The sequence below is a fragment of the Hydrogenophaga sp. BPS33 genome, from assembly GCF_009859475.1.
Taxonomy (GTDB): domain Bacteria; phylum Pseudomonadota; class Gammaproteobacteria; order Burkholderiales; family Burkholderiaceae_C; genus Hydrogenophaga.
On record NZ_CP044549.1, the window covers coordinates 3,899,871 to 3,925,294 of the forward strand.

Annotated in this window: 20 protein-coding genes; 10 read left to right on the plus strand and 10 right to left on the minus strand. The window is 66.6% G+C overall.

All coding sequences use genetic code 11. From position 1 onward, the window contains the following. Positions 1–6 precede the first annotated feature (6 nt). The 10 genes from dnaB to ppsA form a co-directional block, all read right to left on the minus strand. A complete protein-coding gene (dnaB, locus tag F9K07_RS18145) occupies positions 7–1,446 on the minus strand; it encodes a replicative DNA helicase (RefSeq protein ID WP_159594758.1) in 1,440 nt (479 codons plus the stop codon). Positions 1,447–1,620: 174 nt separating this feature from the next. Then, complete coding sequence (gene rplI / locus F9K07_RS18150; RefSeq protein WP_159594759.1) at positions 1,621–2,073, minus strand: 50S ribosomal protein L9; 453 nt, start codon at positions 2,071–2,073, stop codon at positions 1,621–1,623. Between the two features lie 13 nt (positions 2,074–2,086). Then, positions 2,087–2,371: a 30S ribosomal protein S18 gene (rpsR, locus tag F9K07_RS18155; protein ID WP_159594760.1), complete on the minus strand. Its 285-nt coding sequence runs from the start codon at positions 2,369–2,371 to the stop codon at positions 2,087–2,089. A gap of 11 nt (positions 2,372–2,382) precedes the next feature. After that, entirely contained in the window at positions 2,383–2,655 is a 273-nt protein-coding gene (gene priB, locus F9K07_RS18160; RefSeq protein ID WP_236581322.1) for a primosomal replication protein N, read from the minus strand. Positions 2,656–2,695: 40 nt separating this feature from the next. Beyond that, a complete protein-coding gene (gene rpsF / locus F9K07_RS18165; protein ID WP_159594762.1) occupies positions 2,696–3,085 on the minus strand; it encodes a 30S ribosomal protein S6 in 390 nt (129 codons plus the stop codon). Between the two features lie 143 nt (positions 3,086–3,228). Beyond that, a complete protein-coding gene (locus F9K07_RS18170; protein ID WP_159594763.1) occupies positions 3,229–3,702 on the minus strand; it encodes a hypothetical protein in 474 nt (157 codons plus the stop codon). 174 nt (positions 3,703–3,876) lie between these two features. Continuing rightward, positions 3,877–5,559, minus strand: a complete 1,683-nt coding sequence (locus F9K07_RS18175) for an MFS transporter (RefSeq protein WP_159594764.1) — start codon at positions 5,557–5,559, stop codon at positions 3,877–3,879. Positions 5,560–5,733: 174 nt separating this feature from the next. Beyond that, a complete protein-coding gene (locus tag F9K07_RS18180) occupies positions 5,734–7,797 on the minus strand; it encodes a VC_2705 family sodium/solute symporter (RefSeq protein ID WP_159594765.1) in 2,064 nt (687 codons plus the stop codon). After that, entirely contained in the window at positions 7,790–8,056 is a 267-nt protein-coding gene (locus tag F9K07_RS18185; protein WP_159594766.1) for a DUF4212 domain-containing protein, read from the minus strand. The genes F9K07_RS18180 and F9K07_RS18185 overlap by 8 nt, the downstream gene beginning before the upstream one ends. 66 nt (positions 8,057–8,122) lie before the next feature. Next, positions 8,123–10,516 carry a phosphoenolpyruvate synthase gene (gene ppsA / locus F9K07_RS18190; protein WP_159594767.1) on the minus strand — a complete coding sequence of 798 codons (2,394 nt, stop codon included), beginning with the start codon at positions 10,514–10,516 and terminating at the stop codon, positions 8,123–8,125. 163 nt (positions 10,517–10,679) lie between these two features. Between ppsA and ppsR the strand changes: the two genes are divergently transcribed. The 10 genes from ppsR (at position 10,680) to F9K07_RS18240 (ending at position 25,385) form a co-directional block, all read left to right on the plus strand. Then, positions 10,680–11,501, plus strand: coding sequence for a posphoenolpyruvate synthetase regulatory kinase/phosphorylase PpsR (ppsR, locus tag F9K07_RS18195; RefSeq protein ID WP_159594768.1), 822 nt, complete (start codon positions 10,680–10,682; stop codon positions 11,499–11,501). A 291-nt stretch (positions 11,502–11,792) separates the two neighbouring features. After that, positions 11,793–11,978 carry a hypothetical protein gene (locus F9K07_RS18200; protein ID WP_159594769.1) on the plus strand — a complete coding sequence of 62 codons (186 nt, stop codon included), beginning with the start codon at positions 11,793–11,795 and terminating at the stop codon, positions 11,976–11,978. Between the two features lie 145 nt (positions 11,979–12,123). Further along, positions 12,124–13,026: a caspase family protein gene (locus F9K07_RS18205; RefSeq protein WP_159594770.1), complete on the plus strand. Its 903-nt coding sequence runs from the start codon at positions 12,124–12,126 to the stop codon at positions 13,024–13,026. 42 nt (positions 13,027–13,068) lie between these two features. Continuing rightward, the gene (locus F9K07_RS18210) at positions 13,069–14,016 is read left to right on the plus strand and encodes an N-acetylmuramoyl-L-alanine amidase (protein ID WP_159594771.1); all 948 of its coding nucleotides are present in this window, start codon (positions 13,069–13,071) and stop codon (positions 14,014–14,016) included. Between the two features lie 36 nt (positions 14,017–14,052). Then, positions 14,053–19,665, plus strand: coding sequence for a CHAT domain-containing protein (locus tag F9K07_RS18215; protein ID WP_159594772.1), 5,613 nt, complete (start codon positions 14,053–14,055; stop codon positions 19,663–19,665). A 16-nt stretch (positions 19,666–19,681) separates the two neighbouring features. Further along, positions 19,682–20,755 carry a toll/interleukin-1 receptor domain-containing protein gene (locus F9K07_RS18220; RefSeq protein ID WP_159594773.1) on the plus strand — a complete coding sequence of 358 codons (1,074 nt, stop codon included), beginning with the start codon at positions 19,682–19,684 and terminating at the stop codon, positions 20,753–20,755. Between the two features lie 20 nt (positions 20,756–20,775). After that, on the plus strand, positions 20,776–21,801 hold the full coding sequence (locus F9K07_RS18225) for a M12 family metallopeptidase (RefSeq protein WP_159594774.1): 1,026 nt from the start codon (positions 20,776–20,778) through the stop codon (positions 21,799–21,801). Positions 21,802–21,941: 140 nt separating this feature from the next. After that, on the plus strand, positions 21,942–22,931 hold the full coding sequence (locus F9K07_RS18230) for a Bug family tripartite tricarboxylate transporter substrate binding protein (protein WP_159594775.1): 990 nt from the start codon (positions 21,942–21,944) through the stop codon (positions 22,929–22,931). A 13-nt stretch (positions 22,932–22,944) separates the two neighbouring features. Beyond that, entirely contained in the window at positions 22,945–23,910 is a 966-nt protein-coding gene (locus tag F9K07_RS18235) for an aldo/keto reductase (RefSeq protein WP_159596992.1), read from the plus strand. Positions 23,911–23,942: 32 nt separating this feature from the next. Next, positions 23,943–25,385, plus strand: a complete 1,443-nt coding sequence (locus F9K07_RS18240; RefSeq protein ID WP_159594776.1) for an aldehyde dehydrogenase family protein — start codon at positions 23,943–23,945, stop codon at positions 25,383–25,385. Positions 25,386–25,424: the final 39 nt, after the last annotated feature.

Here is a 25,424-nt window from a genome sequence, read left to right on the forward strand (position 1 = left end):
AATGCCTCAGTAGTCGCTGCCGCCCCCCATACCGCCGCCCACCAGGGTCTCGAAGCGGGTCAGCATGTTGAGGAAGGCCAGCTTCACCACGCCGGTCGGGCCGTTTCGCTGCTTGCCAATGATGATTTCCGCCACGCCGGGTTCCTTGCAGTTCTCACGGTTGTAGTACTCGTCGCGGTAGATGAACATGATGATGTCCGCATCCTGCTCGATGGCGCCAGACTCTCGCAGATCCGACATCATGGGACGCTTGTCGGTGCGCTGTTCGACCGAACGGTTGAGCTGCGAGAGCGCGATCACCGGGCATTGCAGTTCCTTGGCCAGCATCTTCAGGCCCCGGGAAATTTCGCCCAGTTCGGTAGCGCGGTTGTCACCGCCGCTCGAACCCGAGCCGCTCATGAGCTGCAGGTAGTCGACCACGATCAGGCCGAGCTTGCCGCATTGGCGCGCCAGTCGCCGGGAGTTGGCCCGCAGCTCGCTGGGGGTGAGGCCCGGCGTCTCGTCGATGTGCAGGGACACCGTGCGCAACTTCTCGATGGCCTCGGTGAGGCGCGGCCATTCGTCGTCGGTGAGCTTGCCCGTGCGCAAATGCCCCTGGTTGATCCGTCCGATCGAGCCCACGATACGCACAGCCAGCTGCGAGGCACCCATTTCCATGGAGAACACCGCCACCGGCAGCCCCTCGTTGAGGGCCACGTGTTCGGCGATGTTGATCGCGAACGCGGTCTTGCCCATGGAAGGACGCGCGGCCAACACCACCAGGTCGCCGGCCTGCAAGCCCGAGGTCATGCGGTCCAGATCGATGAAGCCGGTGGGCACACCGGTCACGTCCGCCGGGTTGTCGGCCATTTCCTGCACGCGGTCCAGCAGGTCGACCACGAGCGTGTCCATGCTCTGGAAGCCCTCCTTCATCCGCGAGCCCTCTTCGCCGATCTTGAAGACCTTCTGCTCGGCCTCGTCCAGGATCTTGGCCACCGGCCGCCCTTGCGGGTTGAAGGCCGCGGTCGCGATCTCGTCGCTGGCGGTCACGAGTTTGCGCAGGATGGCGCGCTCGCGCACGATCTCGGCATAACGCCGGATGTTGGCCGCGCTCGGCACGTACTGAGCCAGTGAGTTCAGGTACGCCAGGCCTCCGGCCTCTTCGGACTTGCCCAGGTTCTGCAGATGCTCGAACACCGTGACCACGTCGGCCGGCTTGCTCCCGTTGACGAGGGTGGCGATCGCCGAATAGGTCAGCCGGTGTTCGTGCCGGTAGAAGTCGGAATCGTTGATCAGATCCGCCACGCGGTCCCAGGCGCTGTTGTCGAGCAGCAGGCCGCCCAGCACGCTGGACTCGGCCTCGATCGAATGCGGTGGAACACGCAGTTGGGCGACCTGGCGATCGCTCGCAGCGTCTTCGAAGCCCGCGTCGAACTCGGGGAAGGGACTGGAAAAGGCAGTGGACATGGAGGGTTTGCAGCGAAAAAGCGATGGTACGCCCAGGGGGATCGCTCAGGGGTGGACAACCCTGTGGAAATCCGGTGTGAATGGAGTGCAGAACCCGGGACAACCGCGATATCCCACAAAGAAAAAAGCCGCTGCCCGAAGGCAGCGGCTTTTTGGCAGAACGCTGCGAGGAACTCAGGCGGTTTCGCCGAGCACCGAGACGTTCACGTCGACCGTCACATCGGTGTGCAGGTTGACGCTGACCGTGTAGTCGCCCACGTTCTTCAGCGGGCCGTTGGGCATGCGCACTTGCGACTTGACCACGGCGAAGCCTTGCTTGTTCAGCTCTTCGGACACGTCGTGGTTGGTCACGGAGCCGAACAGGCGGCCATCGACGCCAGCCTTTTGCGACAGCTTGACCGTGACGGCAGCGAGCTTCTCACCCAGGGCTTGGGCTTCAGCGTGTTTGGCGGCGGCCACCTTCTCGAGTTCCGCACGGCGGGCTTCGAATTCGGCAATGGCGTTCTGGGTCGCGCGGCGGGCACGGCCGGTGGGGATCAGGAAGTTGCGGGCATAGCCGTCCTTGACCTTGACCACATCGCCCAGGGCGCCGAGGTTGACAACTTTGTCGAGCAGGATGATTTGCATGTCAGGCTCTCTTTCAGACGCGGTGCTGGTCGCTGTAGGGCAGCATGGCCAGGAAGCGTGCGCGCTTGATGGCGGTGTTGACCTGGCGCTGGTAGAAGGCACGGGTGCCGGTCAGACGCGCGGGGATGATCTTGCCGTTTTCCGCAATGAAGTCGCGCAGGACGTCCACGTCCTTGTAGTCGACTTCTTCGACATTGGCCACGGTGAAGCGGCAGAAGCGCTTGCGCTTGAAGAGCAGCGACTGGGTGTTGCGCTTGGGGCGCTTGTCTTTGTTGTTGAAACGTTTGGGTGCAGCCATGATGGGCCTTCCTATGTTTTGCTGAATTCTTGGATGTGGAACACCACGCCTTTGCCGTTGCGCTGGTTCGTCATGAAACCGTGAAACTCACAGACCGCGTCAAGCCCCTGTCGGGACAGCACTTCGGCCTGGGCACCGAAGGCCACGGCCCTCAGCTGCAATTTCACCTGTCTCGGTAAGTCCATCTCGACGACCTGGGACTCGTGTTCAAGCACGAGGTTGACGGCCGGGATGCCTGCCGGTGTGTAACGCAGGCTCTGTACCTGCACCACCACGGCGGACAACTGAAGACGGTTCACCCGATGACGACGTCACGCCGCGGGCTTACGCGGCGGCCTGTTCCTGCGCTTGGTGGGAAGGAGCGGGCTGTTGAAGCTTGCGGGCTTCTTCGCGCTCGACCGACTTCATCATGGCCGAAGGACCGGTATCGGCCTTCTTGCGCAACACCGTGAGGTGGCGCAGAACCGCGTCGTTGAACTTGAAAGCATGTTCCAGTTCGGACATCACGGCCTGATCGGCTTCGATGTTGACGCACAGGTAGTGGGCCTTGGACAGCTTGTTGATCTGATAAGCCATCTGGCGACGGCCCCAGTCTTCAACGCGGTGGATCTTGCCGCCGCCAGCGGTGATCATGCCCTTGTAGCGCTCCAGCATGGCCGGAACTTGTTCGCTTTGATCCGGGTGGATCAGCAAGACGATTTCATAGTGACGCATAGACACTCCTTCAGGATGGACCGTGCAACGAAGCACAGCAGGTTCAGCCACCCGCCGCGTCTGGAAGCGGTGTGGCAAGGCGAAAAGCCTGCGATTATAGCAACAGGATGTCTGGGCCTTGCGCCAAGGTGAGCAGACCGCCCTCAGCGTCCGCCCAGGGCAGCGGCCAATGGGGCGAACTTCTTCGCGCCAATGGCCTCCTGGATCCGCGGGGACAAGGCGAGCAATTGCTCGTAGTTGCCGGCCGCCTCTACCGCCAGGTTCAGGCGGAAACCGCGCAAGCCCAGGGCCGCAGTGAGCTGGGTGGCGATGGGGTAGGCGTCCTGGTAACGCTGCGCGGGGCTGCGTTCCGGGGCCTCGGAAACGACCTCTTCCTGGGCCAGTGCCGCAGCGGCTTGCGCCACCGCTGGCGGGGGCGCGGCATCGGCAATCAACCCCAGCTCGAACAAGCGCTCGACGTCTTCATCGGCCGCCCCCAAGGCAGCGGATGCGGCCAGCACTTCCCGCATGGAGCGTTTGCCATCGATCAGGACGAAGACCGAACGTTGCCGAGGGGTCAAGGGTACCGACCGGTCCTTCAGGACCCGTTGCCCGGCTTCGGTTTTCACAATGCTCATGCTGCTCCAAAGTCGTTCTTCAACACAGGACATCGCCAAAAACGAGCTTTACATACCGGGACAGGCATTTGAATTGGGGTTTGTCCATACGGTGCCGCCCAGCAAAAAGCCCGCACAAAGGCGGGCTTTGATGGGTCGAGGCATCCCGAAGTGCTCGGGATGCACACTTTCCACTCAATCGTGGGCGTAGATGTCCACGTCCTTGGTCTCGCGGATGAAGATCATGCCGATGATGAAGGTGCCGGCGGCGACGATCACGGGGTACCAGAGGCCGTAGAAGATGTCGCCGGTGGCGGCCACCATGGCGAACGCGGTGGTCGGCAGCAGGCCGCCGAACCAGCCGTTGCCGATGTGGTACGGCAGGCTCATCGAGGTGTAGCGGATGCGTGTGGGGAACAACTCCACCAGCATGGCGGCGATCGGGCCGTACACCATGGTCACCAGGATCACGAGGAACACGAGGATCAGCAGCACCATGCCCTTGTTCATCTTCGCGGGGTCTGCCGGCGTGGTCAGGCCTTCGGCCTTGGCGGTGTCGGTCAGTTCCTTGCGGAAGTCGCCGATGGCCTTGCCGCTCTCGGCGCTGAAGCCATCGCGCTTGTCGTTGAGCACACCCACGGGCGCGTTCAACACCTTGGAGCCCATGGTGACGGTGGCCGGTGCGCCGACCGCACCTTGCACGGTGGTGTAAGGGATGTAGGACTGCGTAAGGGCGCGCTTGGCGATATCGCACGAGGTGCGGAAATCGATGTCGCGGGCGATCGGACTGCCCTGGAACGAGCATTCCTTCAGGTCGGCCGTCACGGTCACCTTGTTGGCTTGCTGTGCGGCCACCAGCGCCGGGTTGGCGTAGTTCAGCAGCATCGGGAACACCGTGAAGTACGTCAGCGCGGCGATCAGGCAGCCCCCCATGATGATGGGCTTGCGGCCGATCTTGTCGGAGAGCGAACCGAACACGATGAAGAACGGTGTGCCGATCAGCAGCGAAGCGGCGATGAACAGGTTGGCCGTGGTGGCGTCGACCTTGGCGATCGTCGTCAGGAAGAACAACGCGTAGAACTGACCGGTGTACCAGACCACGGCCTGGCCGGCGGTCAGGCCCAGCAGTGCCAGGATCACGACCTTGAGGTTCTTCCATTGGCCGAAGGATTCGGTCAGCGGCGCCTTGGAGGTCTTGCCTTCCGCTTTCATTTTCTGGAACGCGGGCGACTCGTTGAGGCTCAGGCGAATCCAGACCGAGACGCCCAGGAGCAGGATGGACACCAGGAACGGAATGCGCCAGCCCCATTCGGCGAACTCCTTGTCGCCCATCGCGGTACGCACGCCCAGGATCACCAGCAGCGACAGGAACAGGCCCAGCGTGGCGGTGGTCTGGATCCACGCGGTGTAGGCGCCGCGTTTGCCGTGCGGCGCATGCTCGGCCACGTACGTGGCAGCACCACCGTATTCACCGCCCAGCGCCAAGCCTTGCAGCATGCGCAGGATGATGAGGATGATCGGCGCGGCAACGCCGATGGAGGCATAGGTGGGCAGCAAACCCACGATGAACGTGGACGCCCCCATCAGCAGGATCGTGACCAGGAAGGTGTACTTGCGCCCGATCATGTCGCCCAGACGGCCGAAGACGATCGCGCCGAAGGGCCGCACTAGGAAGCCCGCCGCGAACGCCAGCAAGGCGAAGATGTAGGCGGAGGTGGCGTCCAGTCCGGAGAAGAATTGGCGCGCGATGATGGCCGCGAGCGACCCATAGAGATAGAAGTCGTACCACTCGAAAACCGTACCCAGAGAGGAAGCAAAGATCACCTTCCTCTCCTCCTTGGTCATCGGTGCAGATGCACTGGCCGTTGAGGTTGCCATGATGTTGAAGTCTCCTAAGTTGAATGGATGGCACGAGAAGCCATCGCAGTGTTTTAGGAGCGTCTGACTGGAACCTGACACACGCCGGCACAGGCTCGCCAACGACACGGAAATCGGGAAAACCCCTAGGGCCAGTTCACACGATTTTTCCAAGTGCGAAAGGGTGAACAGGCCCTAAGCGCCGACCGTCTCACGGCGCCGCAGCAAGGTCAGCAGCACGATCACGGCGAAGCCCACCGGCACGCCGAACACACCGGCCGACAGGGGCTGGATGCCGAACCAGAGATCCTGCCCGCCGCTCACGCCGAAGAAGCCGCGCACGGTGGGTGCATTGATCATCATGTAGGTAACCGTGGTGCCCAGACCGAGCAGCATGCCCGCGACGGCGGCCGAGCCCCGGGTGCGCGACCAGAAGATGCCCATGATCATGGCGGGCACGAAGGCCGAGGCCGCGAGCGAGAACGATGAAGCCACCAGGGGCAGGATTTCCGCGGGCCTGAGCGCGGCGACGAACGCGGCCACCGTGGCCACGCTGAGCAAGGCGAACTTGGAGAGGATCACGCGCTGCTCGGGTGTGACGTTGCGCCGCACCTCGTGGCAATAGGTGTCGCGCACCAGCGAGTTGCTGATGGTCAGCAGCAGGCCATCGGCGGTGGACAGCGCGGCGGCGAGACCTCCCGCCGCCACCAGCCCCGACACCACGTAAGGCATGCCGCCCAGCTCGGGCGTGGCGAGCATGATCACGTCGGCCCCCAGCCGCAGCTCGCCGAACTGCAGGATGCCGTCGCCGTTGACATCGCTCACGGAGATCAGCGAATCGTCGAGCCGCGACCATTGCCCGATCCACGCGGGCAAGGCATCGAAACTGCTGCCCACCACGTTCGCCATGACTTCGTACTTCACCAGCACCGCGAGCGCGGGTGCGCTCAGGTACAAGAGGGTGATGAAGAAGAGCGACCACGCGACCGATTCGCGCGCGGTCGCCACGGAGGGGGTGGTGTAGTAGCGCGTGAGCAGGTGCGGCAGCCCCGCGGTGCCCACCATCAGGCAGAACATGAGGGCCAGGAAGTTGGCGCGCGCGGACTGGAACACCGCACGCTCGGCCGGCGTGCCGTCGGGGTCGCCCGCAAACGCCTGGCTGTGCGGGATGAGCCCGCCCAGCGGCCGGGACCTTTCTTCGCTTTCCTGCAAGGCACGCGTCCAGCGCTCGCGCGCCGTGGGCACGTCGGGCGGCAATGCCGCCAGTTCGCGGGTAGCGGCGATCACCAGTTCCATGTCGGCGTTCTGCGATTTCAAGGTGCGCACGCGCTCCTGCTTGGCCGCGCGCTGGCGCTTGAGCGTGCCCTCCACATCCTGCAGCCACACCGCGTATTCACGGGCACGCCGGCCAAAAGCCTCCTGCACCGCCCTTTCCGCGGGAGATGCGAGCAAGTCCTTTTCGAGCTCCGCGATCTTCGTCAACTGCTGGCCGTACACCAACGGTGCGAGCGGGTTGCCCAACTGCTTGTACGCCAGCCACGACACCGGGATGAGGAACGCCAGCAGCAAGATGACGTACTGCGCCACCTGGGTCCAGGTGATCGCGCGCATGCCACCCAGAAACGAACACAGCACCACGCCCCCCAGGCCGAGCATGATGCCGATCTCGAACTGCACGCCGGTCAGGCGCGAGGCCACCAGGCCGATGCCGTAGATCTGCGCGATCACGTAGGTGAACGAGCACAGCACCGCGGAGAATGCCGCGATGCGCCGTGGCCAGCGCCCGCCAAAGCGCACCTCGAAATAGTCGGGCACGGTGTACAGATTGAGCCTGCGCAGGTGCGGCGCGATGAGCAGGGCCACCAGGCAGAAGCCACCGGTCCAGCCCAGCACATACGCCAGGCCACCGGCCTGCCACTCGGTGCCGCCAAACCCCTGCAGATACAGCCCACCCGCCAGGCTGATGAAGGAGGCCGCGCTCATCCAGTCGGCCGCCGCGGCCATGCCGTTGTAGACCGGCGGGATGCGCCTGCCGGCCACGTAGTACTCGTCCGGCACGGCGGTGCGGCCATAGATGCCGATGCCACCGTACATCATCACCGTTGCGAACAGAAAGATCGGCCCTAGCCAGCGGCGCGACAGACCGCTGTGCTCGGCCCACGCCATCAACAGCATGAAGGCGATGAGCGCCAGCACGTAGAACGCCAGGATGCGGCGCAGGCGGCGTTTGTAGGCCGCGTAGGCCGGGGCGTCAGACATCGGTGGACCTGGCGCCCTCTTCTTCGTTTTTCTCCAGCCGGCGCATGGCGACGGCGTAGACCACGACGACGCCGATGAACACCAGGACCGCGCCCTGGGCCGCCATCCAGAAATGCACAGGCCAGCCGTTGACGACGAAGCTCAGTTCGCGCGCGAAGAAGCAGACGCCGAACGACGCCAGAAACATGACCGACAACAAGACCGCCTTGAGCACCAGGGCACGGCGGTCGTGTGTGTCGGTCGAGGATGGCGCGGACATCGCCCGATCATCGCATTGCGATGACCGGTGATGCCTAGGTGTTTGCTCGGAACCCTCTGAGCATGATCAACCCTGGGCGAGTTGCTTCCAGGTGTCGACCACGCTGTCGGGGTTGAGCGAGATCGAGCTGATGCCCTCGTCGCGCAGCCATTCGGCGAAGTCGGGATGGTCGCTGGGGCCCTGGCCGCAGATGCCGACGTACTTGCCCTCGGCCTTGCAGGCGGCGATGGCCAGGCGCAGCAAGGCCTTGACCGCCGGGTCGCGCTCGTCGAAGTCGTGCGCCAGCAACTCCAGGCCCGAGTCGCGGTCCAGACCGAGCGTGAGCTGGGTCAGGTCGTTGGAGCCGATGGAGAAGCCGTCGAAGTACTGCAGGAACTCCTTGGCCAGCACGGCGTTGCTCGGGATCTCGCACATCATGATGACCTTGAGCTCGTTCACGCCGCGCTTCAGGCCCTTCTCGGCCAGCAGGCCGGTCACGCGCTCGGCCTGGGCCAGCGTGCGCACGAAGGGCACCATCACCTGCACGTTGGTCAGGCCCATGTCTTCGCGCACGCGCTTGAGCGCTTCGCACTCCATGGCGAAGGCTTCGCGAAAGTCTTCGCTGACGTAGCGCGCCGCACCCCGGAAGCCCAGCATCGGGTTCTCTTCCTCGGGCTCGTAGCGCGAACCACCGACGAGCTTGCGGTACTCGTTGCTCTTGAAGTCCGAGAGCCGCACGATCACCGGCTTGGGCCAGTAAGCCGCGGCGATGGTGGCCACGCCCTCCGCGACCTTGTCGACGTAGAACGCGCGCGGCGACGCGTGACCGCGCGCCACCGACTCGACCGCCTTCTTCAGGTCGGCATCGACGTTGGGGTAGTCCAGGATGGCCTTGGGATGCACGCCGATGTTGTTGTTGATGATGAACTCCAGCCGCGCCAGGCCCACGCCGGCGTTGGGGATCTGGGCGAAGTCGAAGGCCAGTTGCGGGTTGCCCACGTTCATCATGATCTTCACGTCCAGCGCCGGCATCTCGCCGCGTTGCACTTCGGTGATCTCGGTTTCCAGCAGGCCGTCGTAGATGTTGCCGGTGTCGCCCTCGGCGCAGCTCACAGTGACCAGCGTGCCGTCCTTGAGCAGGTCGGTCGCATCACCACAACCCACCACCGCCGGAATGCCGAGCTCGCGCGCGATGATGGCGGCGTGGCAGGTGCGCCCGCCCCGGTTGGTCACGATGGCGCTGGCGCGCTTCATCACCGGCTCCCAGTTCGGGTCGGTCATGTCGGTCACGAGCACGTCACCGGGTTGCACCTTGTCCATCTCGCTGATGTTGTGCACCAGGCGCACCGGGCCGGTGCCCACCTTCTGGCCGATCGCGCGGCCGCTGGCCAGCACGGAGCCCTTGCCCTTGAGCTTGTAGCGCACCTCGGTCTTGCCGGCGCTCTGGCTCTTCACGGTTTCCGGGCGGGCCTGGAGGATGTAGATCTGGCCGTCGGTGCCGTCCTTGCCCCACTCGATGTCCATCGGGCGGCCGTAGTGCTGTTCGATCACCAGCGCGTATCTCGCCAGTTGCTCGACGTCGGCATCGCTCAGGCTGTAGCGGTTGCGCTGTTCCACCGGCACGTCAACCGTCTTCACGAGCTTGCCGCTGGTGGCCTTTTCCTCGGGGGTGCTGAACACCATCTGGATCAGCTTGGAGCCCAGGTTGCGGCGGATCAGCGCGCGTTTGCCGGCCTTGAGCATGGGCTTGTGCACATAGAACTCGTCGGGATTCACCGCGCCCTGCACCACCGTTTCGCCCAGGCCGTAGCTGGAGGTGATGAAGACCACGTCTTCAAAGCCGCTTTCGGTGTCGATGGTGAACATCACGCCGGCCGCGCCGGTGTCGGAGCGCACCATGCGCTGCACGCCGGCCGACAGCGCCACATCGGCGTGGGCGAAGCCCTTGTGTACGCGGTAGCTGATGGCGCGGTCGTTGTAGAGGGAAGCGAACACCTCCTTCATCTTGTGCAGCACCTCTTCGATGCCGACCACGTTGAGGAAGGTTTCCTGTTGGCCGGCGAAGGACGCATCGGGCAGGTCTTCGGCGGTGGCCGAGGAACGCACGGCGAAAGAGGCCTTGGCATTGCCCGCGCTGAGTTTGGCGAACTCATCAGCGATGGCCTTTTCCAGATCGGCGGGGAACGGCTGGTTTTCCACCATGGCGCGGATCTCGGCGCCGGCCTCGGCCAGCGCGCGCACGTCTTCGGTGTCCAGCTTGTCCAGGCGCGCGTTGATGCGCTCGGTCAGGCCGTCGTGCTTGAGGAATTCGCGGAAGGCATGGGCGGTGGTGGCAAAGCCGGTGGGCACCTTCACGCCGGTGGGCAGCTGCGAAATCATTTCGCCGAGGCTGGCGTTTTTACCGCCAACGGACTCGACGTCGCTCATTCGCAACTTCTCGAAGGGCACGACGAGGTCTGTCGCTCCAAACAACTGGGACATGGGACTAGCTCCTAAGGTTAAAAAACCGGGGCGTACCCTGCGCAGCGTGGTGACCTGTTGTTCTGTTATGGGTCTGAGGCCGGGGCAGGGAAACAGGGTCGGGGCGGCGGGCGGTCGATAATCGGCGCCAGCAAAACACTCCGCATTGTAAGGACGCGCCACCATGGCCCTTCGCACGGTCTTCTTCATCTCGGACGGTACCGGCATCACCGCCGAGACTTTTGGCAATGCCATCCTGAACCAGTTCGAAGCCCAGATGCGCCGCGTGCGCCTGCCCTTTCTGGACAGCGTGGACAAGGCCCACCAGGCCGTGCGCCAGATCAACCATGCGGCCGATCTGGAAGGCAACCGCCCGCTGGTATTCACGACCGTGGTCGACCTGGACGTGCTCAACGTGTTCCGTACCCAGTGCAAGGGCGTGCTGCTGGACATGTTCGGCACGTTCATCGCACCGCTGGAACACGAGCTGGGCATCAAATCCAACCACCGCGTGGGCCGTTTCTCGGACGCTTCCAAGAGCCAGGCCTACCACGACCGTATCGAGGCGATCAACTTCTCGCTGGAGCACGACGACGGCCAGAGCCACAAGGACCTGGAAGGCTCGGACGTGATCCTGGTGGGCGTGAGCCGCAGCGGCAAGACGCCGACCTCGCTCTACCTGGCCATGCAGTACGGGCTCAAGGCCTCGAACTACCCGCTCATTCCGGAGGATTTCGAGCGCCGCCAGCTCCCGCCGGCCCTGGTGAAGCACCGCAAGAAAATCTTCGGGCTGACCATCGCGCCCGAGCGCCTGAGCGAGATCCGCAACGAACGCCGGCCCAATTCACGCTACGCCGACCTCTCCAACTGCCGCATGGAAGTGAGCGAGGCCGAGGCCATGATGCGGCGCGAGGGCATCCGCTGGCTCTCGACCACCACCAAGTCGATCGAGGAAATCGCCACCACCATCCTGCAGGAGGTCCGCCCTGAACGCCTGGAGTACTAGATAGGACTCCCCCCTGCGCCGCTGACGCGGCTTCCCCCCTCTCTTGCGCGCCTTCGGCGCTTGGAGGGGGGACGGCATCTTGGGCCGGCGCAGCCGTCCCTTGATGCCTCTGGATGAGGCACGCTCGCCAGAGAGAGAGTGTGTGGCGTTTGGGGCCGGTGCGGCCTCCCCTTGTGGGGAACGGCCTCGCGTCAGAGATACGTCAGTCAGAGCCCAAAGAATGCGCGGGCGGGCGATGTCCGTTCCCGCCCAACCCATGCCCCGCGGCATGCCTCAGCCCTATCCGAGACCATGATCAAGATCTTCATCGCCTTCGCCATCTTTGCCGCCATTGCCCTGTTCGCCCTCATGAAGGGCGGCGATATCGACATGGGTGGTGAGAAACACGGCATGGACGCACCCCACGCCGAACAGGCAGCACCCGCAGCACCGGCGGCAACACCCGCTGCGCCCGCGCCGGCCGAGCCTGCCAAGTAAAAAGTCCAACGCCCGTCCGACCGTGGCCACCCGGGGGAAGCCCGCGTGGCCACATTTATTTACAAGTTGCCATTTGCCTGACCCCGGCGGACACTACAGAATCCGCGACGGATTTCACATTCAGAAACCACCCGGGAGGAGCGCCATGGTCAACAAGGCAACCAGCGAATCCAAGAGGCCCAAGGCCCACTCGCTGCACATTGGTCTCAACGAAGTCAGCGCGGCCCATTACGAAGGTTGGACCGGGCCGCTGGCGGCCTGTGAATTCGACGCGCACGACATGGCCGCGCTGGCCAAGGCCCAGGGCATCAAGAGCAGCTTGCTCATCACCAAAAAGGCCACACGGGCACAGGTGCTGGCGGCGATCCGCAAGGCCGCCGAGGCGCTGGTCAGCGGTGACTTTTTCTTCATGACCTTCTCCGGCCATGGCGGACAGATCCCCGATGTGAGCGGCGAGGAAGAGGACAAGCTGGACGAAACCTGGTGTCTGTTCGACGGCCAGTTGATCGACGACGAGCTGTACTACGAGCTGAGCCGCTTCAAGGCGGGTGTGCGCATCCTGGTGCTCTCCGACAGCTGCCACAGCGGCACCGTCGTTCGTGCCCGCGTGCCCGCCGCCGCAACGCCCGAGCAGCGCCCGCGCATCATGCCGCGCCCTGTCGCGCTGCGGGTCTACGCGGGCCACAAAGCCTTCTACGACAAGCTCCAGAGCGATGTGGCCAAGGCCGCGGGCGGCCGTGTGGAAGATCCCGACACCGCCCTGGCCAATGTAACTGTGAGCACCCGGCTCACCGCCATCGTCAAGAAGTTCTCACCCTCGCTGATCCTCATCTCGGGATGCCAGGACAACCAGTTCTCCATGGACGGCAACCACAACGGGGCCTTCACCGAGCAGTTGCTGAGTGTGTGGAACAACGGGGGATTCAAGGGGAGCTACGCCAGCTTCCACGCGCGCATCCGAGCGGGCATGCCGCCCTCGCAATCGCCCAACCTGTTCACGCTCGGTCCTGCGGCGGCCTTTCTGAAGCAGGCGCCTTTCGCGGTCTGAGCCGCACCACTGCATTTCCGCTTCTCCCACCAAGGAGGTCTCATGCTGGGTATTCAGGACCACCGCCTCACCGGCGACGACGTGAGCTTTCGGCAGACACCCAACGCGGGCGGCAGCCTGCGCGCACGCTATGTGCTGCTGCACTACACCGCGGGCCGCAACCTGGAGAGTTCGGTGGAGTCCTTGTGCACGAAGAAGCCGCAGGGCAATGCGTCGGCGCACATCGTGCTCGGGCGCGATGGCCGCATCGTGCAGCTCGCGCCGTTCAACGTGGTCACCTGGCACGCCGGTGTGAGCCAGTGGAACGGGCTCGATGGGCTGAACCACCACGCCATCGGCATCGAGATGGACAACGCCGGCCTGTTGCAGCGCGATGGCGAACGCTATGTGTCGTGGTTCGGCAAACCCTACCCCGACGACGAAGTGCGCCTGGCCGAACACCGCCATGGCGGCGGCGTGAAGCCCTGGCACCACTACACCGAGGTGCAGATCGCGCGCGCGCTTGAACTCTGCGAGCTGCTGGTGGCGCACTACGGCCTGGAAGACGTGCTGGGCCACGAAGACGTGGCGCGCGGCCGCAAGATCGACCCGGGCCCGGCGTTCCCGCTTGGCGCGGTGCGCGCGCGCGCCGTCGGCCGGGGTGCCGATGTGTCGCCGCGCCTGGTGGTCAATGCCTCCAGCCTGAACATCCGCAGCGGTCCGGGCGCCGAATTCCCCAAGGTCGCGCCCGCGCTCAAACGGGGCGCCGAGCTGGTGCTGCTCGAACCGCAAGACCGCTGGAGCCGCGTGGCGGTGGTCGGCGGCACCGACCTGGAAGGCTGGGTCTGCAACGACTTCGTGAGCCGCTTGCCCGCCACGCGCTCGGGGCCCGGCGCTGCCGTGCTCTCACGCGCGCAGCGGGCTTTGGCACCGACACGCGCCACGCCGCGCAAGGCGGCGGCGAAACCTCCCGCCCGAAAGGCTGCAACCAAGGCGCGCAGCAGAACCTGAGCCCGATCGCCGCCCGCCCATGAAGAAAGTGCCCGCATGAAAACCCCCTCCTCTGCCCCGGCCATCACCTTCATCGTGCGGGGCCAACCGCAGCCGATGGCAGGCGCCACGCGGGGCGGCGCCACGAGCGCCGCATCGCTGTCGTCGTTCGGCGGCCAAGGCACGCTCACGCAGCGCGTGGTGGTGGGCGCCATGCGCGGCAGCAGCGACACCGTGCGTGTGAGCGCGCGGCCCGGCCTGGACGCCGTGGTGCTGCACATCAGCAACGGCCCCTCGCTCATGCTGCACCCCGAGACCGCACGCGACCTGATGCTGGCGCAATCGGGCCTGACGCGCAGCACCGCCGCTGGCCGCTCGCGCGGTCAAGCGCTGCCCAACGACGTGAACGTGCCCACGCAGCTCAGCTGGCAGGGCCTGGAGCAGGCGGGCGCGGCCACGCGCGGCACTGCGCGCGGGCGCATGGGCGAGGTGCTGCTCTCGGCCATCGAAGTGGTCACCGGCCTGCTGAAGGAGCCTGCGGCCAAGCTCACCGCGGCGAAGATCGGCGCGCGCGTGGACGGGCAGGTCGATCCCGGCGTATACGCCCTGCGGGCCGACGCTTTCTCCGCGCCGCTCAAAGGCCGTCCGAAGCTCGACAAGATCCCGCTGCCCGACCAGCCCGACGCGCCGGTGCTGGTGCTGCTGCACGGCACCTTCTCCAACACCCAGGGCACCTTCGGCAAACTCTGGCAGGAACACCCACACAAGGTGCGCGAGCTGTTCGCGCGCTATGGCGACCGTGTCTACGGCTTGGACCACCCCACCCTGCTGGCCAGCCCGATCGAGAACGCGCTCCTGCTCGCGCGCGCCCTGCCCAAAGGAGCGCGGCTGCACCTGCTCACCCACTCGCGCGGCGGGCTGGTGGCCGAGGTGCTGGCGCGCGTGTGCGCACGCCCCGAGCTAGACGAACGCCCGCTGACCGCGTTCAAGGACCCGGCCCACCGCCAACAGCTCAAGGCCCTGCGCGAACTGGCCGCCGAGCTCAAGGGCCGCGACGTGCGCGTGGAACGCGTGGTGCGCGTGGCCTGCCCGGCGCGCGGCACCCTGCTCGCGTCCAAGCGGCTGGACGCTTATGTGTCGGTGCTCAAGTGGTCGCTGGAGCTGGCCAACATCCCGGTCGCGCCCTTGCTGATCGACTTCATCGGCGAGGTCGCCAGCCAGCGCACCGACCCGGCCTTGCTGCCCGGCCTGGAGGCCATGACGCCGCTGAGCCCGCTGGTGCAATGGCTGCACGAGAGCGACGGCGGCGCGCCCCTGCCGGGGCAGTTGCGTGTGGTGGCGGGGGACATCCAGGGCGACTCGATCATGTCCTGGGTCAAGACCTTGCTGGCCGATGCCTTCTACTGGACCGACAACGACCTGGTGGTGCAGACGCGTTCCATGTACGGCGGCACGCCGCGCGCGCCAGCGGGCGGCCACGCGGCGGCCACCTTCGTACTGGAACGCGGCGGCAAGGTGACGCACTTCGCCTACTTCAGCCACCCGCGCACGGCCGAAGCCATTTGCAGCGCGCTGATCGAAGACACGCCGGCCGGCTTTCGCCCGATCGGCCCGATGTCCTGGGCCGGCAGCACCAGCGACGGCTTGCGCGGCCGCGCCCGTGCGGGCACCGAGGCTGCAGCGGCCGAGCGCCCCGCCGTCATCCTGCTGCCCGGCATTCTGGGCAGCCACCTGGCGGTGGATGGCAAACGCGTCTGGCTGAGCATGCGCATCCTCGGCGGCCTCGACAAGCTGGGCTACCAGGAAGGCGCGAACAATGTGCAGGCGGACGGGCCGATCGGCATGGTCTACGACGCCCTGGCCGAGTTCCTCTCGGCCACACACCAGGTGATCGAGTTCTCGTTCGACTGGCGCCGCCCGATCGAAGAGGAGGCCGCCCGCCTGGCGGGCGTGATCGACCAGGCCTTGAGCGCACGCGCCACCACCGGCCAGCCGGTGCGGCTGATCGCGCATTCCATGGGCGGCGTGGTCGCGCGCACGGTGCAGCTGGAACGCCCCGACGTCTGGCAGCGCTGGCTCGAACGCCCGGGCTCGCGCCTGCTGATGCTGGGCACGCCCAACGGCGGCTCGTACGCGCCCATGCAGGTGCTCACCGGCGACGACACCATGGGCAATGCGCTGTCCTCCTTCGGCCTGCCCTTCCGGGACCAAAAGGCACGCCAGCTGATGGCCGCCATGCCCGGTCTGATCCAGCTGCAGGCCGGCCTGCTCGACACCGCGCAAGGCCTGGCGCAGAGCGCGCGTTGGCAGGCCCTGGCCGAGCAGGACATGCAGACGCTGGAGCAGGCCAACTTCTGGCATGGCGAGGACAGCCTGCGCACCATCTACCAATGGGGCGTTCCTCCGCAGGCCGTGCTCGACCGCGCGGTGGCCCTGCGCCAGCGGCTGGACCGCCAGCGCGACGAGGCCTTGGCCGGGTTCCGGGACCGTGTGGTCATGGTGGTGGGCCGGGCGTCGAGCACACCGGCCGGCTTCGAGATCGATGCGCGCGAAGGCTTGGTCTACCTCAACCAGCCCGAAGGCGGCGACGGGCGCGTCACGCTCTCCAGCGCGCTGCTGCCGGGCGTGCGGGCTTGGAAAGTCGATGCCCCGCACGGCGATCTGCCGGACGTGGCACACGCCTTCGAGGCCTACCTGGACCTGCTGCAACACGGTGACACCCAGCGCCTGCCGCTGGTCACCACGGTGCCTGCCACACGCGGCACCGGCGCGGACACGCCCGCCGCCCTGGCGCGCAGCCGGCCTTCACGGCAGCGCAACCTGCTTGTGGAGCCGCCTGCCGATGCCCGCGAAGTGCTCGGCTTCGCCGACGAGGCGCCCGCCGCCACCGCACCGGCCCACACCGCGCTGCGCATCACGGTCATCAACGCCAACCTCAAGTTCGTGAGCCACACGGTGATGGTCGGCCACTACGTGTCGTCCACACTCACGGGCACCGAAGGGGTGGTGGACCGCTTCATCGGCGGCGTGATGTCGGCCTCGCTGGCCGCGGGCCTGTACCCCGAGGCCACCGGCACGCACCAGATCTTCACCAACAACCGGCAGGACCCCGATAACCCGCTGGCCCTGCCGCGCCCACCGCACGTGGTGGTGGCGGGCCTGGGCGAAGAAGGCAAGCTGCGCAGCGCAGCGCTGAGCGCCACGGTGCGCCAGGCCACGCTGGCCTGGGCGCAGCGCGTGGCGGAAACACCGGGCCAGGGCACGGCCCAGTTCGAGATGGCCTGCACCTTGATCGGCAGTGGGGGCAGCGGCATCAGCGTGCCCACCGCAGCCCAGGCCGTGGCCCAGGGCGTGCGCGAGGCGAACGAAAAACTGGCCGCCGGCGGTTGGCCGCAGGTCAGCCACTTGCGCCTGGTCGAGCTCTACCTCGACCGCGCTACCGAAGCCTGGAGCGCGCTGCGCCTGCTGAGCCAGGCCGCGCCCGAACACTTCGTGCTCACGCCGACGGTGGAGTCCGGCATCGGCGCGCTGCGCCGCCCGCTCGACAGCGGCTACCGGGGCACAGCCTACGATTTCATCAGCGCCGTGACGCAGACCGACGACACCGGCGAACCCAGCATCGTCTACACGCTGGACACCCAGCGCGCCCGCGCCGAGGTGCGCGCGCAGGCGACCCAGGCCCAACTGGTGGGCGAGCTGGTGCGCCGCGCCTCGAACGATGCCAACCGCGACCCGCAGATCGGCCGCACGCTGTTCCAGCTGCTGGTGCCGGTGGAAATGGAGGCCAGCCTGGGCGGCACCAGCGAACTGCTGCTGGAGCTGGACGACGGCACCGCCGGCATTCCCTGGGAATTGCTGGATGCGCCGAACGATGGCCGCGGTGGCCCGCAGGCGCCCTGGGCCATCCGCAACAAGCTGCTGCGCCGCCTGCGCACCGTGGCCTTCCGCACCCAGGTGAGCGACGCCCGGCTGGAGGACGCGGTGCTGGTGATCGGCGAGCCGCTGTGCGACAGCGCCCTGTACCCACCGCTGCCCTCGGCGCGCGCCGAGGCCGAGGCGGTGCGCGACGCGCTCGGCGAGGTACTTGGCGGCGACCGGGTACACGCGCTGATCGCCCCCGACGACGGCTGCGGCCCCGACGCGGCAGCCGTCACCAACGCGCTGCTCGCGCGGCGCTACCGCATCGTGCACATTGCCGGCCATGGCGAACCCGAGCTCGAACGCCCAGGCAAGCCGCCCTTGCTGCGCGGCGTGGTGCTCAGCGACGGCACCTTCCTCGGACCGCGCGAAGTGCAGGCCATGCGGGTGGTGCCCGAACTGGTGTTCCTCAACTGCTGCCACCTTGCAGCCGACCCCAGCAAGCTCCTCCAGGAGGGCTACGACCGCGCGCGTTTCGCCGCGGGCGTGGCCAAGCAGCTGATCCGCATCGGTGTGCGCTGCGTGGTGGCCGCCGGCTGGGCGGTGGAGGACGACGCGGCCAACCAGTTCGCCGTGGCCTTCTACAAGGCCCTGCTGTCGGGCCGGCGCTTCATGGACGCGGTGCAGGCGGCGCGCACCGCCGCCTATGCCGCCAGCCCCGGCGGCAACACCTGGGCCGCCTACCAGTGCTACGGCGATCCGGAATGGGTCTGGCAGGCCGACGAGGCCGAGGCCCGGCGCACGCCCGCGCCACTGGCACAGGTCTACGCCGGCATCGCCACCCCCGTGGCACTGGCCCTCGCCCTGGAGACCCTGGCCATCCAGAGCGCCACGCAAGGCGCCGCGCCCGAGAGCCAGCGCGAGAAGATCCGCTACCTCCAGGCGCGCTTCGAGGCCGACTGGGGCGGCATGGGCGCGGTGGCCGAGGCTTTTGGCGTAGCCTTCAAGGCCGCGAACGACATCGAGCAGGCGCTGCACTGGTACCGCCGCGCGGTAGCGGCCAACGACGGCAGTGCCTCGGTCAAGGCCAGCGAGCAGCTAGCCAACCTGACCGCGCGGCAGGCCTGGGAACGCGTCGACCGTGCCCGTCGTCACCATGCCAGCGCCGCTCAACTGCAGCCACTGCTGGCGCAAAGCCGCGCCGACATCACCGCCGCGCTGGGCATGCTCGAAGCCCTGGTCACCGTGGCGCCCACCGTGGAACGCGAGAGCCTGCTGGGGTCCGCCTGCAAGCGGCTGGCCATGCTCGAAGGCGTGGCCAGTGCCCACGCGGCACGCGCACAGGCCGCTGCCCGCATGGCCGAGCACTACGGCCATGCCGAGGCCCTGGCCATTCAGGACGGCCGCAGCGACGCCTTCTACCCCGCCCTGAACCTGCTCGCCGCCGAACTGGTGGCACACGGCAACGACCCACATTGGCCGGGCCCGGACGCGCAGCGCCTGCGCCGCGTGCGCGAGAGCCTGGAGCACAAGCGGCGCGACGACCCGGACTTCTGGAGCGTGGCCGGCCTGCCCGAGCTCGGGGTGTACGAAGCCCTGGCCACCCGCAGCTTGCACCAGGCGGCGCCCACGCTGCTCGCGGCCTTCGAAGAATTGCACCAGCGCGCGGGCACGCCATGGATGTGGGCGTCGGTCGCCGACCAGCTCACCTTCGTGCTCGAACAGCACGAGGGCGGCAACGGCGCCCACGCACGCGCCGCGGCCGAGGTGTTGCAACGGCTGCGTGGGTACGGCGGCCTGGGTACGGCTTGAGCACCGCCGCGGCGCCATGAACCGTATCTTCATCAGCTACCGCGCGTCCGACGGCAAGAAGGACGCCGACCGCTTGTGCGCCGACCTCAGCCGCCTCTACGGCGAAGACCAGGTGTTCTTCGACAAGCAAGACCTGCGAGGAGGCACCTCGTGGCGCAGTGCGATCATGGCCGCGCTGGGCAACAAACCGGTGGTGCTGCTGCTCTTCACACCCGACCTGCTGGGCATGCAGCACCCCGAGGGCGGGCGGCGCATCGACCACGAGGACGACCCGATCCGCGGGGAGATCCTCACCGCGCATCAACATGGCGCGATCGTCATTCCGCTCTTCACCGAAGGCATGACGGTCCCCAGCAACGCCGAACTGCCCGAGCCGCTGCGGTTTCTGAAAGAGGCCCATGCCCTGAAGCTGCGCACCGAAGACTGGGCCACCGACCTGGCGCGCATCGTGGCCGACCTGCGCAGCCACGGCATCGCCCCGAAGCGCGACGCCGCCGACGAGCAGGACAAGCCCAAGCGCACCATGGGCCAGCGCATGCAACGCAGCCTCATGTGGGTGGGCGCCTTCTTCGTCGGACTGTTCGTGCTGGGCCTGCTGGTCTCGGCATTCGAAGGCGAGGACGAACCGGTGGCCAGCGGCGGCCCGGACCCGATCGTCGCCCTGGGGCAGCAGGCGCTGCAGGCCATCGTGCCGCCCGCGGCCAACGTGGCGGGCATCTGGTGGGCGATCGACGAATCCAACCGGCGCCTGCGCGTGCAGCTCACGGTGGTCGGCAACCTGGTGGAATTGCAGACCGACCCCTTTCCCGTAGGCTGGTACCCCGAATGGCAGACCTATGCCAACGGCATGCGCGGCCAGGGCCTGGTGGTCAACGAGGTGCGCTACCACGGCCGTGGCGTGCTTGGCAATGTGATGGGCGTGCCACGCATCGAGATGCCGTACCAGGCCCTCACGGGCGATGGCCGCGGTCCGCTGGACACCGGCAGCGTCGTGCTCAACGCCAGCGCCGACGGGCGCGAACTCACCGGCACGTTCTGGAGCAACGGGCAGCAGGCCGAATCGCCCCTGCGGTTGGTGCGCCAGCCCTGAATCCTCACCTGGAGAACGCCATGACCCACCCTGTTCACGTCTGCACCCAGCGCGTGCTGCCCGCCGAGCTCATGCGCTTCCAACCCACCACGCGCAGCGAAGGCCGAACGCGTGCCATTGCCCTGCTCGGCAAGCTCTGGATGAACGGCAGCACCCTGCGCGTGCGCTTCATGGGCGGCACGGCGGAGCAACAGGCCAAGGTGCGCGAACAGGCCGCCTGGTGGACCGCGCATGCCAACCTCACGTTCGATTTCAACAATGCGCCCGATGCAGAGATCCGCGTCGCCTTCGACACCACCAAAGGCGCCTGGTCCTACGTGGGCACCGACTGCCGCGGCATCCCGACGGACCAGCCCACCATGAACCTGGGTTTCATGGACGGCGGCACGGTGGCACACGAATTCGGCCACGCCATCGGCCTCATGCACGAGCACCAGAACCCGGCCGGTGGCATCGAGTGGAACGAGGCCACCGTGATCCGCGACCTCTCGGGTCCGCCGAACAACTGGAGCGAAGCCACCATCCGCCACAACGTGCTCAACAAATACCGCGCCGACCAGATCAACGGCACCGCCTTCGACCCCGATTCGGTGATGCTGTATTTCTTCCCGGACAGCTGGGTCCAGAGCGGCAAGGGCACGCGCGCCAACCCGGTGCTCTCGGCCAACGACAAGGCCTTCATCGGCGGCGCGCGCGCCTACCCCAAGCCGGCGCCAACCGTGATCGATGCGAAGGAACTCAAGGTCGGCGCGACCCGGCGCACCTCGGCCGCCATCGGCCAGTTCGGCGAGGAAGACCTGTTCCAGTTCACCGTGTCCGACGGCGGCAGCCACACCGTGGACACGCGCGGCTCCACCGACGTGGTGATGAAGCTCTTCGGCCCCGACAGCGCGACCGCCGTCATCGCCGAAGACGACGACAGCGGCGTGGACACCAACGCGCTCATCCGCGCCGACCTGATCCCCGGGCGTTATTACGTGCAGGTGCGGCACTACAACCGCGCCAACGGCATGGGCAAGTACACGGTGAAGGTGCGCAAAGCCTGAAGTCTCGAGCGCCGCCCAGGGCGGCCCATGGGCGCAAAGCGAATAGCAGCCTTGCCGGGCGCGTGGTAGTGCGCACCCGTTGCGGTCCCTAGACTGCGCGGGCCGGCCGTTGCTCGGCAATGCCATCTTCAGGAGACACCATGAATTCAAAAGCCCGCACCTTGTCGGGACTCACCTGCGCCGTCCTCTCGGGCGCCGCCCTGCTGGCCACCGTACCCGTCGCAGCCCAGGCGCAGAACTACCCCAACCGCCCGATCACCCTGCTCGTGGGCTACGTGCCCGGCGGCCCGGTGGACGCGGCCGCGCGCATCATCCAGGCACCGTTGCAAAAGCGCCTGGGCCAACCGGTGGTGATCGAGAACCGCGGCGGCGCCTCGGGCGCCTTGGCCGCGGCAGCCGTGGCCAAGGCACAGCCCGATGGCTACACCCTCTTCTTCGCCGCCAGCGCCACGCAGACCATCGCGCCGCACGTGCAGAAGTCCATGCCCTACGACCCGCTCAAGGACTACACGCCGGTGGGCCTGGTGCTCAATGCACCCAACGTCCTGATGGTGGGCACCAGCCTGCCGATCAAGTCGATGCAGGAGCTCACCGCCTACGCCAAGGCCCACCCCGACAAGACCACCTTCGGATCGGCCGGCCCCGGTGCTTCGAACCACCTGGCAGGCGAGCTGCTCAAGAAGACCACCGGTGCGCCCATGCTGCACGTGCCCTACAAGGGCAACGCAGCCGCGATGACCGACGTGATGGCCGGCACGCTCACCTTCATGTTCGATGCCATCAGCACCGGCGCAGCCGCTGCTGCGGGCAAACGCGTCGTGCCAGTGGCCGTGACCTCGGCCAAGCGCCACCCGCTGTTGCCCAACGTGCCCACCATGGCCGAAGCCGGCATTGCGAACTTCGTCGTCGGCAGCTTCTACGCACTCGAAGGCCCGCCCGGCCTGCCGGCGAACATCGTGCAGACCTTGAACACCGCGCTGCGCGACGTGCTGGCCGATCCGGACGTGCAAAAGCGCATGGTCGACGCGGGCTATGAGGTCACGCCCTCTTCCGCCGATGAACTTGCGGCGAAAGTAAAAGCCGAACATGCGCGCTGGGGTGAGGTGGCCAAAGGGCTCACGTTCGAATAAACGCTTGAACCTGATGAAATACAAGACCGTCGGCCGCACCGGCCTGAAGGTGTCCAGCCTGTGTTTGGGCACCATGTTGTTCCCGAACGATCCGCAGGCTTCGCGCGCCATCTTCGCCAAGAGCCTTGACGCCGGCATCAACTTCTTCGACTGCGCCAACTCCTATGGCGGCGGTGGCAAGTCCGAGGAGCTGCTGGGCGACTGCATCGCCGAGCACAGGTGCCGCGACGAGATCGTGCTGATCTCCAAGGTGTGCCGCCCGATGGGCGCACATGTGAACAACCAGGGCCTCTCGCGCTGGCACATCCTGCGCGAGGCCGAGGCCAGCTTGAAGCGCCTGAAGACCGACCGCATCGACTTCTATTTCGCGCACCACTACGACCCGCTCACGCCGATCGACGAAACGCTGCGCGCCTTCGACGACCTGCAGCGCCAGGGCAAGATCCTCTACCCGGCCGTGAGCAACTGGTCGGCGTGGCGCATTGCCAAGGCGCTGGGCATCTCGGCCAGGGAGTCGCTCGCGCGCTTCGAGCTGATCCAGCCCATGTACAACCTGGTCAAGCGGCAGGCCGAGCACGAGTTGTTTCCGCTGGCCGAGTCCGAGCAAATGGGTGCCGTGGTGTTCAGCCCACTGGCCAGCGGTCTGCTCACCGGCCTGTACGGCGTGAACCGCAGCCCCGACCAGGGCCGCCTGCTGCAGGCGCGCTATGCCGAACGTTATTCGGACAGCGCCAACTTCGAAATCGCCGACCGCTTCACCGCCTTCGCACAAGAGCGTGGCGTCGCGCCCGCCACGCTGGCCGTGGCCTGGGCCATGTCGCATCCGGCGGTGACAGCCCCCATCATCGGCCCCGACAACGTGGAGCAGTTGCAGGGCTATCTCGATGCCGCTGCGCTGGACATGAGCCCTTCGCTGCGCGACGAGATCACCGCGCTGGCCATTCCCTTTGAGTACGGTGTCGAACGCACCGTCGATTGATTCCCGAGTTTCGAGAAGAGAAGTTATTGACCATGACCGCTACACGCATCGAATTGCTGATCAACCAACGTGACGCGCCCGGCGCGTCCTACCTGGACGTGATCGATCCCGGCCGAACCGCAGACGTCGTCGGCCAGGTTGCCCAGGCCAATGCCGCGCAGGTGGACGAGGCCGTGCAGGCCGCGCACGCCGCTTTCCACGGCTGGAGCCGCACACCCTTGTCCGAACGCATCGCCCTGTTGAAGACAGCGGCCGATCTGCTCGACGCCGAAGGCCCTCAGGTGGCCGAGCTGATGGCGCTGGAGTCGGGCATGCTGATCGGCACCAACAAAGCCGAGGTCGGCATGGCGGCCAACATCGTGCGCGACAACGCCGATCTCGCCACCGATTTTCTGCAGCCTTACCAGGTCGAAGACGCCAACAGCTGGGTCAGCGTGGAGAAGCGGCCGATGGGCGTGATCGCGGGCATCGTCTCGTGGAACGCACCGGTCATCCTCACCATGCGCAAGCTCGCGCCCGCGCTGGTGTGCGGCAATACCATCGTCATCAAACCCTCGCCCACGGCGGCCATGGGCATCTCGCTGTTGCTCAAGAAGATGGCCGCGCTGTTCCCCCCGGGCGTGATCAACGTGGTGCACGGCGGTGCAGAAGTGGGCAACGCGCTCACGACGCACCCGCTGGTGCGCAAGGTTTCGTTCACCGGCGGCGGCAAGGTGGCCAGCAGCATCATGCGGGCTGCGGCCAAGTCCATGAAGGACGTGCAGTTCGAGCTCGGCGGCAACGACCCGGCCATCGTGCTGGACGACGCCGATCTCGACGATCTCATGCCCAAGCTGGTGGGTGGCATCTTCCGCCGCTCGGGCCAGTTCTGCTTCGCGGTCAAACGTGTCTATGTGCCCGAAGCGCTGTACGACACGTTCTTCGAGCGCCTGTGCGCCGAGGTGAACAAGTTCAAGGTGGGCCACCCCTTGAACCCACAGGCCACCTTCGGCCCGATGAACAACCCTGCGCAGTGGCAGTTCATCCAGGACCTGATCGCGCGCACGCGCGCCGCAGGTGCCGAGGTGATCGAACTGGGCGAAGTGCTCGACCCTGCCAGTTGGAACGATGGCTACTACCTGCGCCCGGCCGTGGTCAAGCATGCCGACCCCGACCTTGAAGTCGTGCTCACCGAACAGTTCGGGCCGGTGATTCCGGTGGTGGCTTACCGCAGCGAAGACGATGTGATCCGCATGGCCAATCAAACCGAGTTGGGCCTGGGCTCCAGCGTCTGGTCGCGCGACACCACGCGCGCGTTGGCCGTGGCGCGCCAGCTCGAAGCGGGCATGACCTTCATCAACCAGGCCGGCACCTCGCGCCTGGGCCAGAAGAACATTCCGTTCGGTGGCGTCAAGCAAAGCGGCATCGGCCGCGAAAGCTCCGTGGTGGGCTTGGCCGAGTACGTGGAGTACCACGGCATCAACGTCCACAAGTAAGCGGACAAGGTCAGGCCGTGGGGGCCCAGGAATACTTCG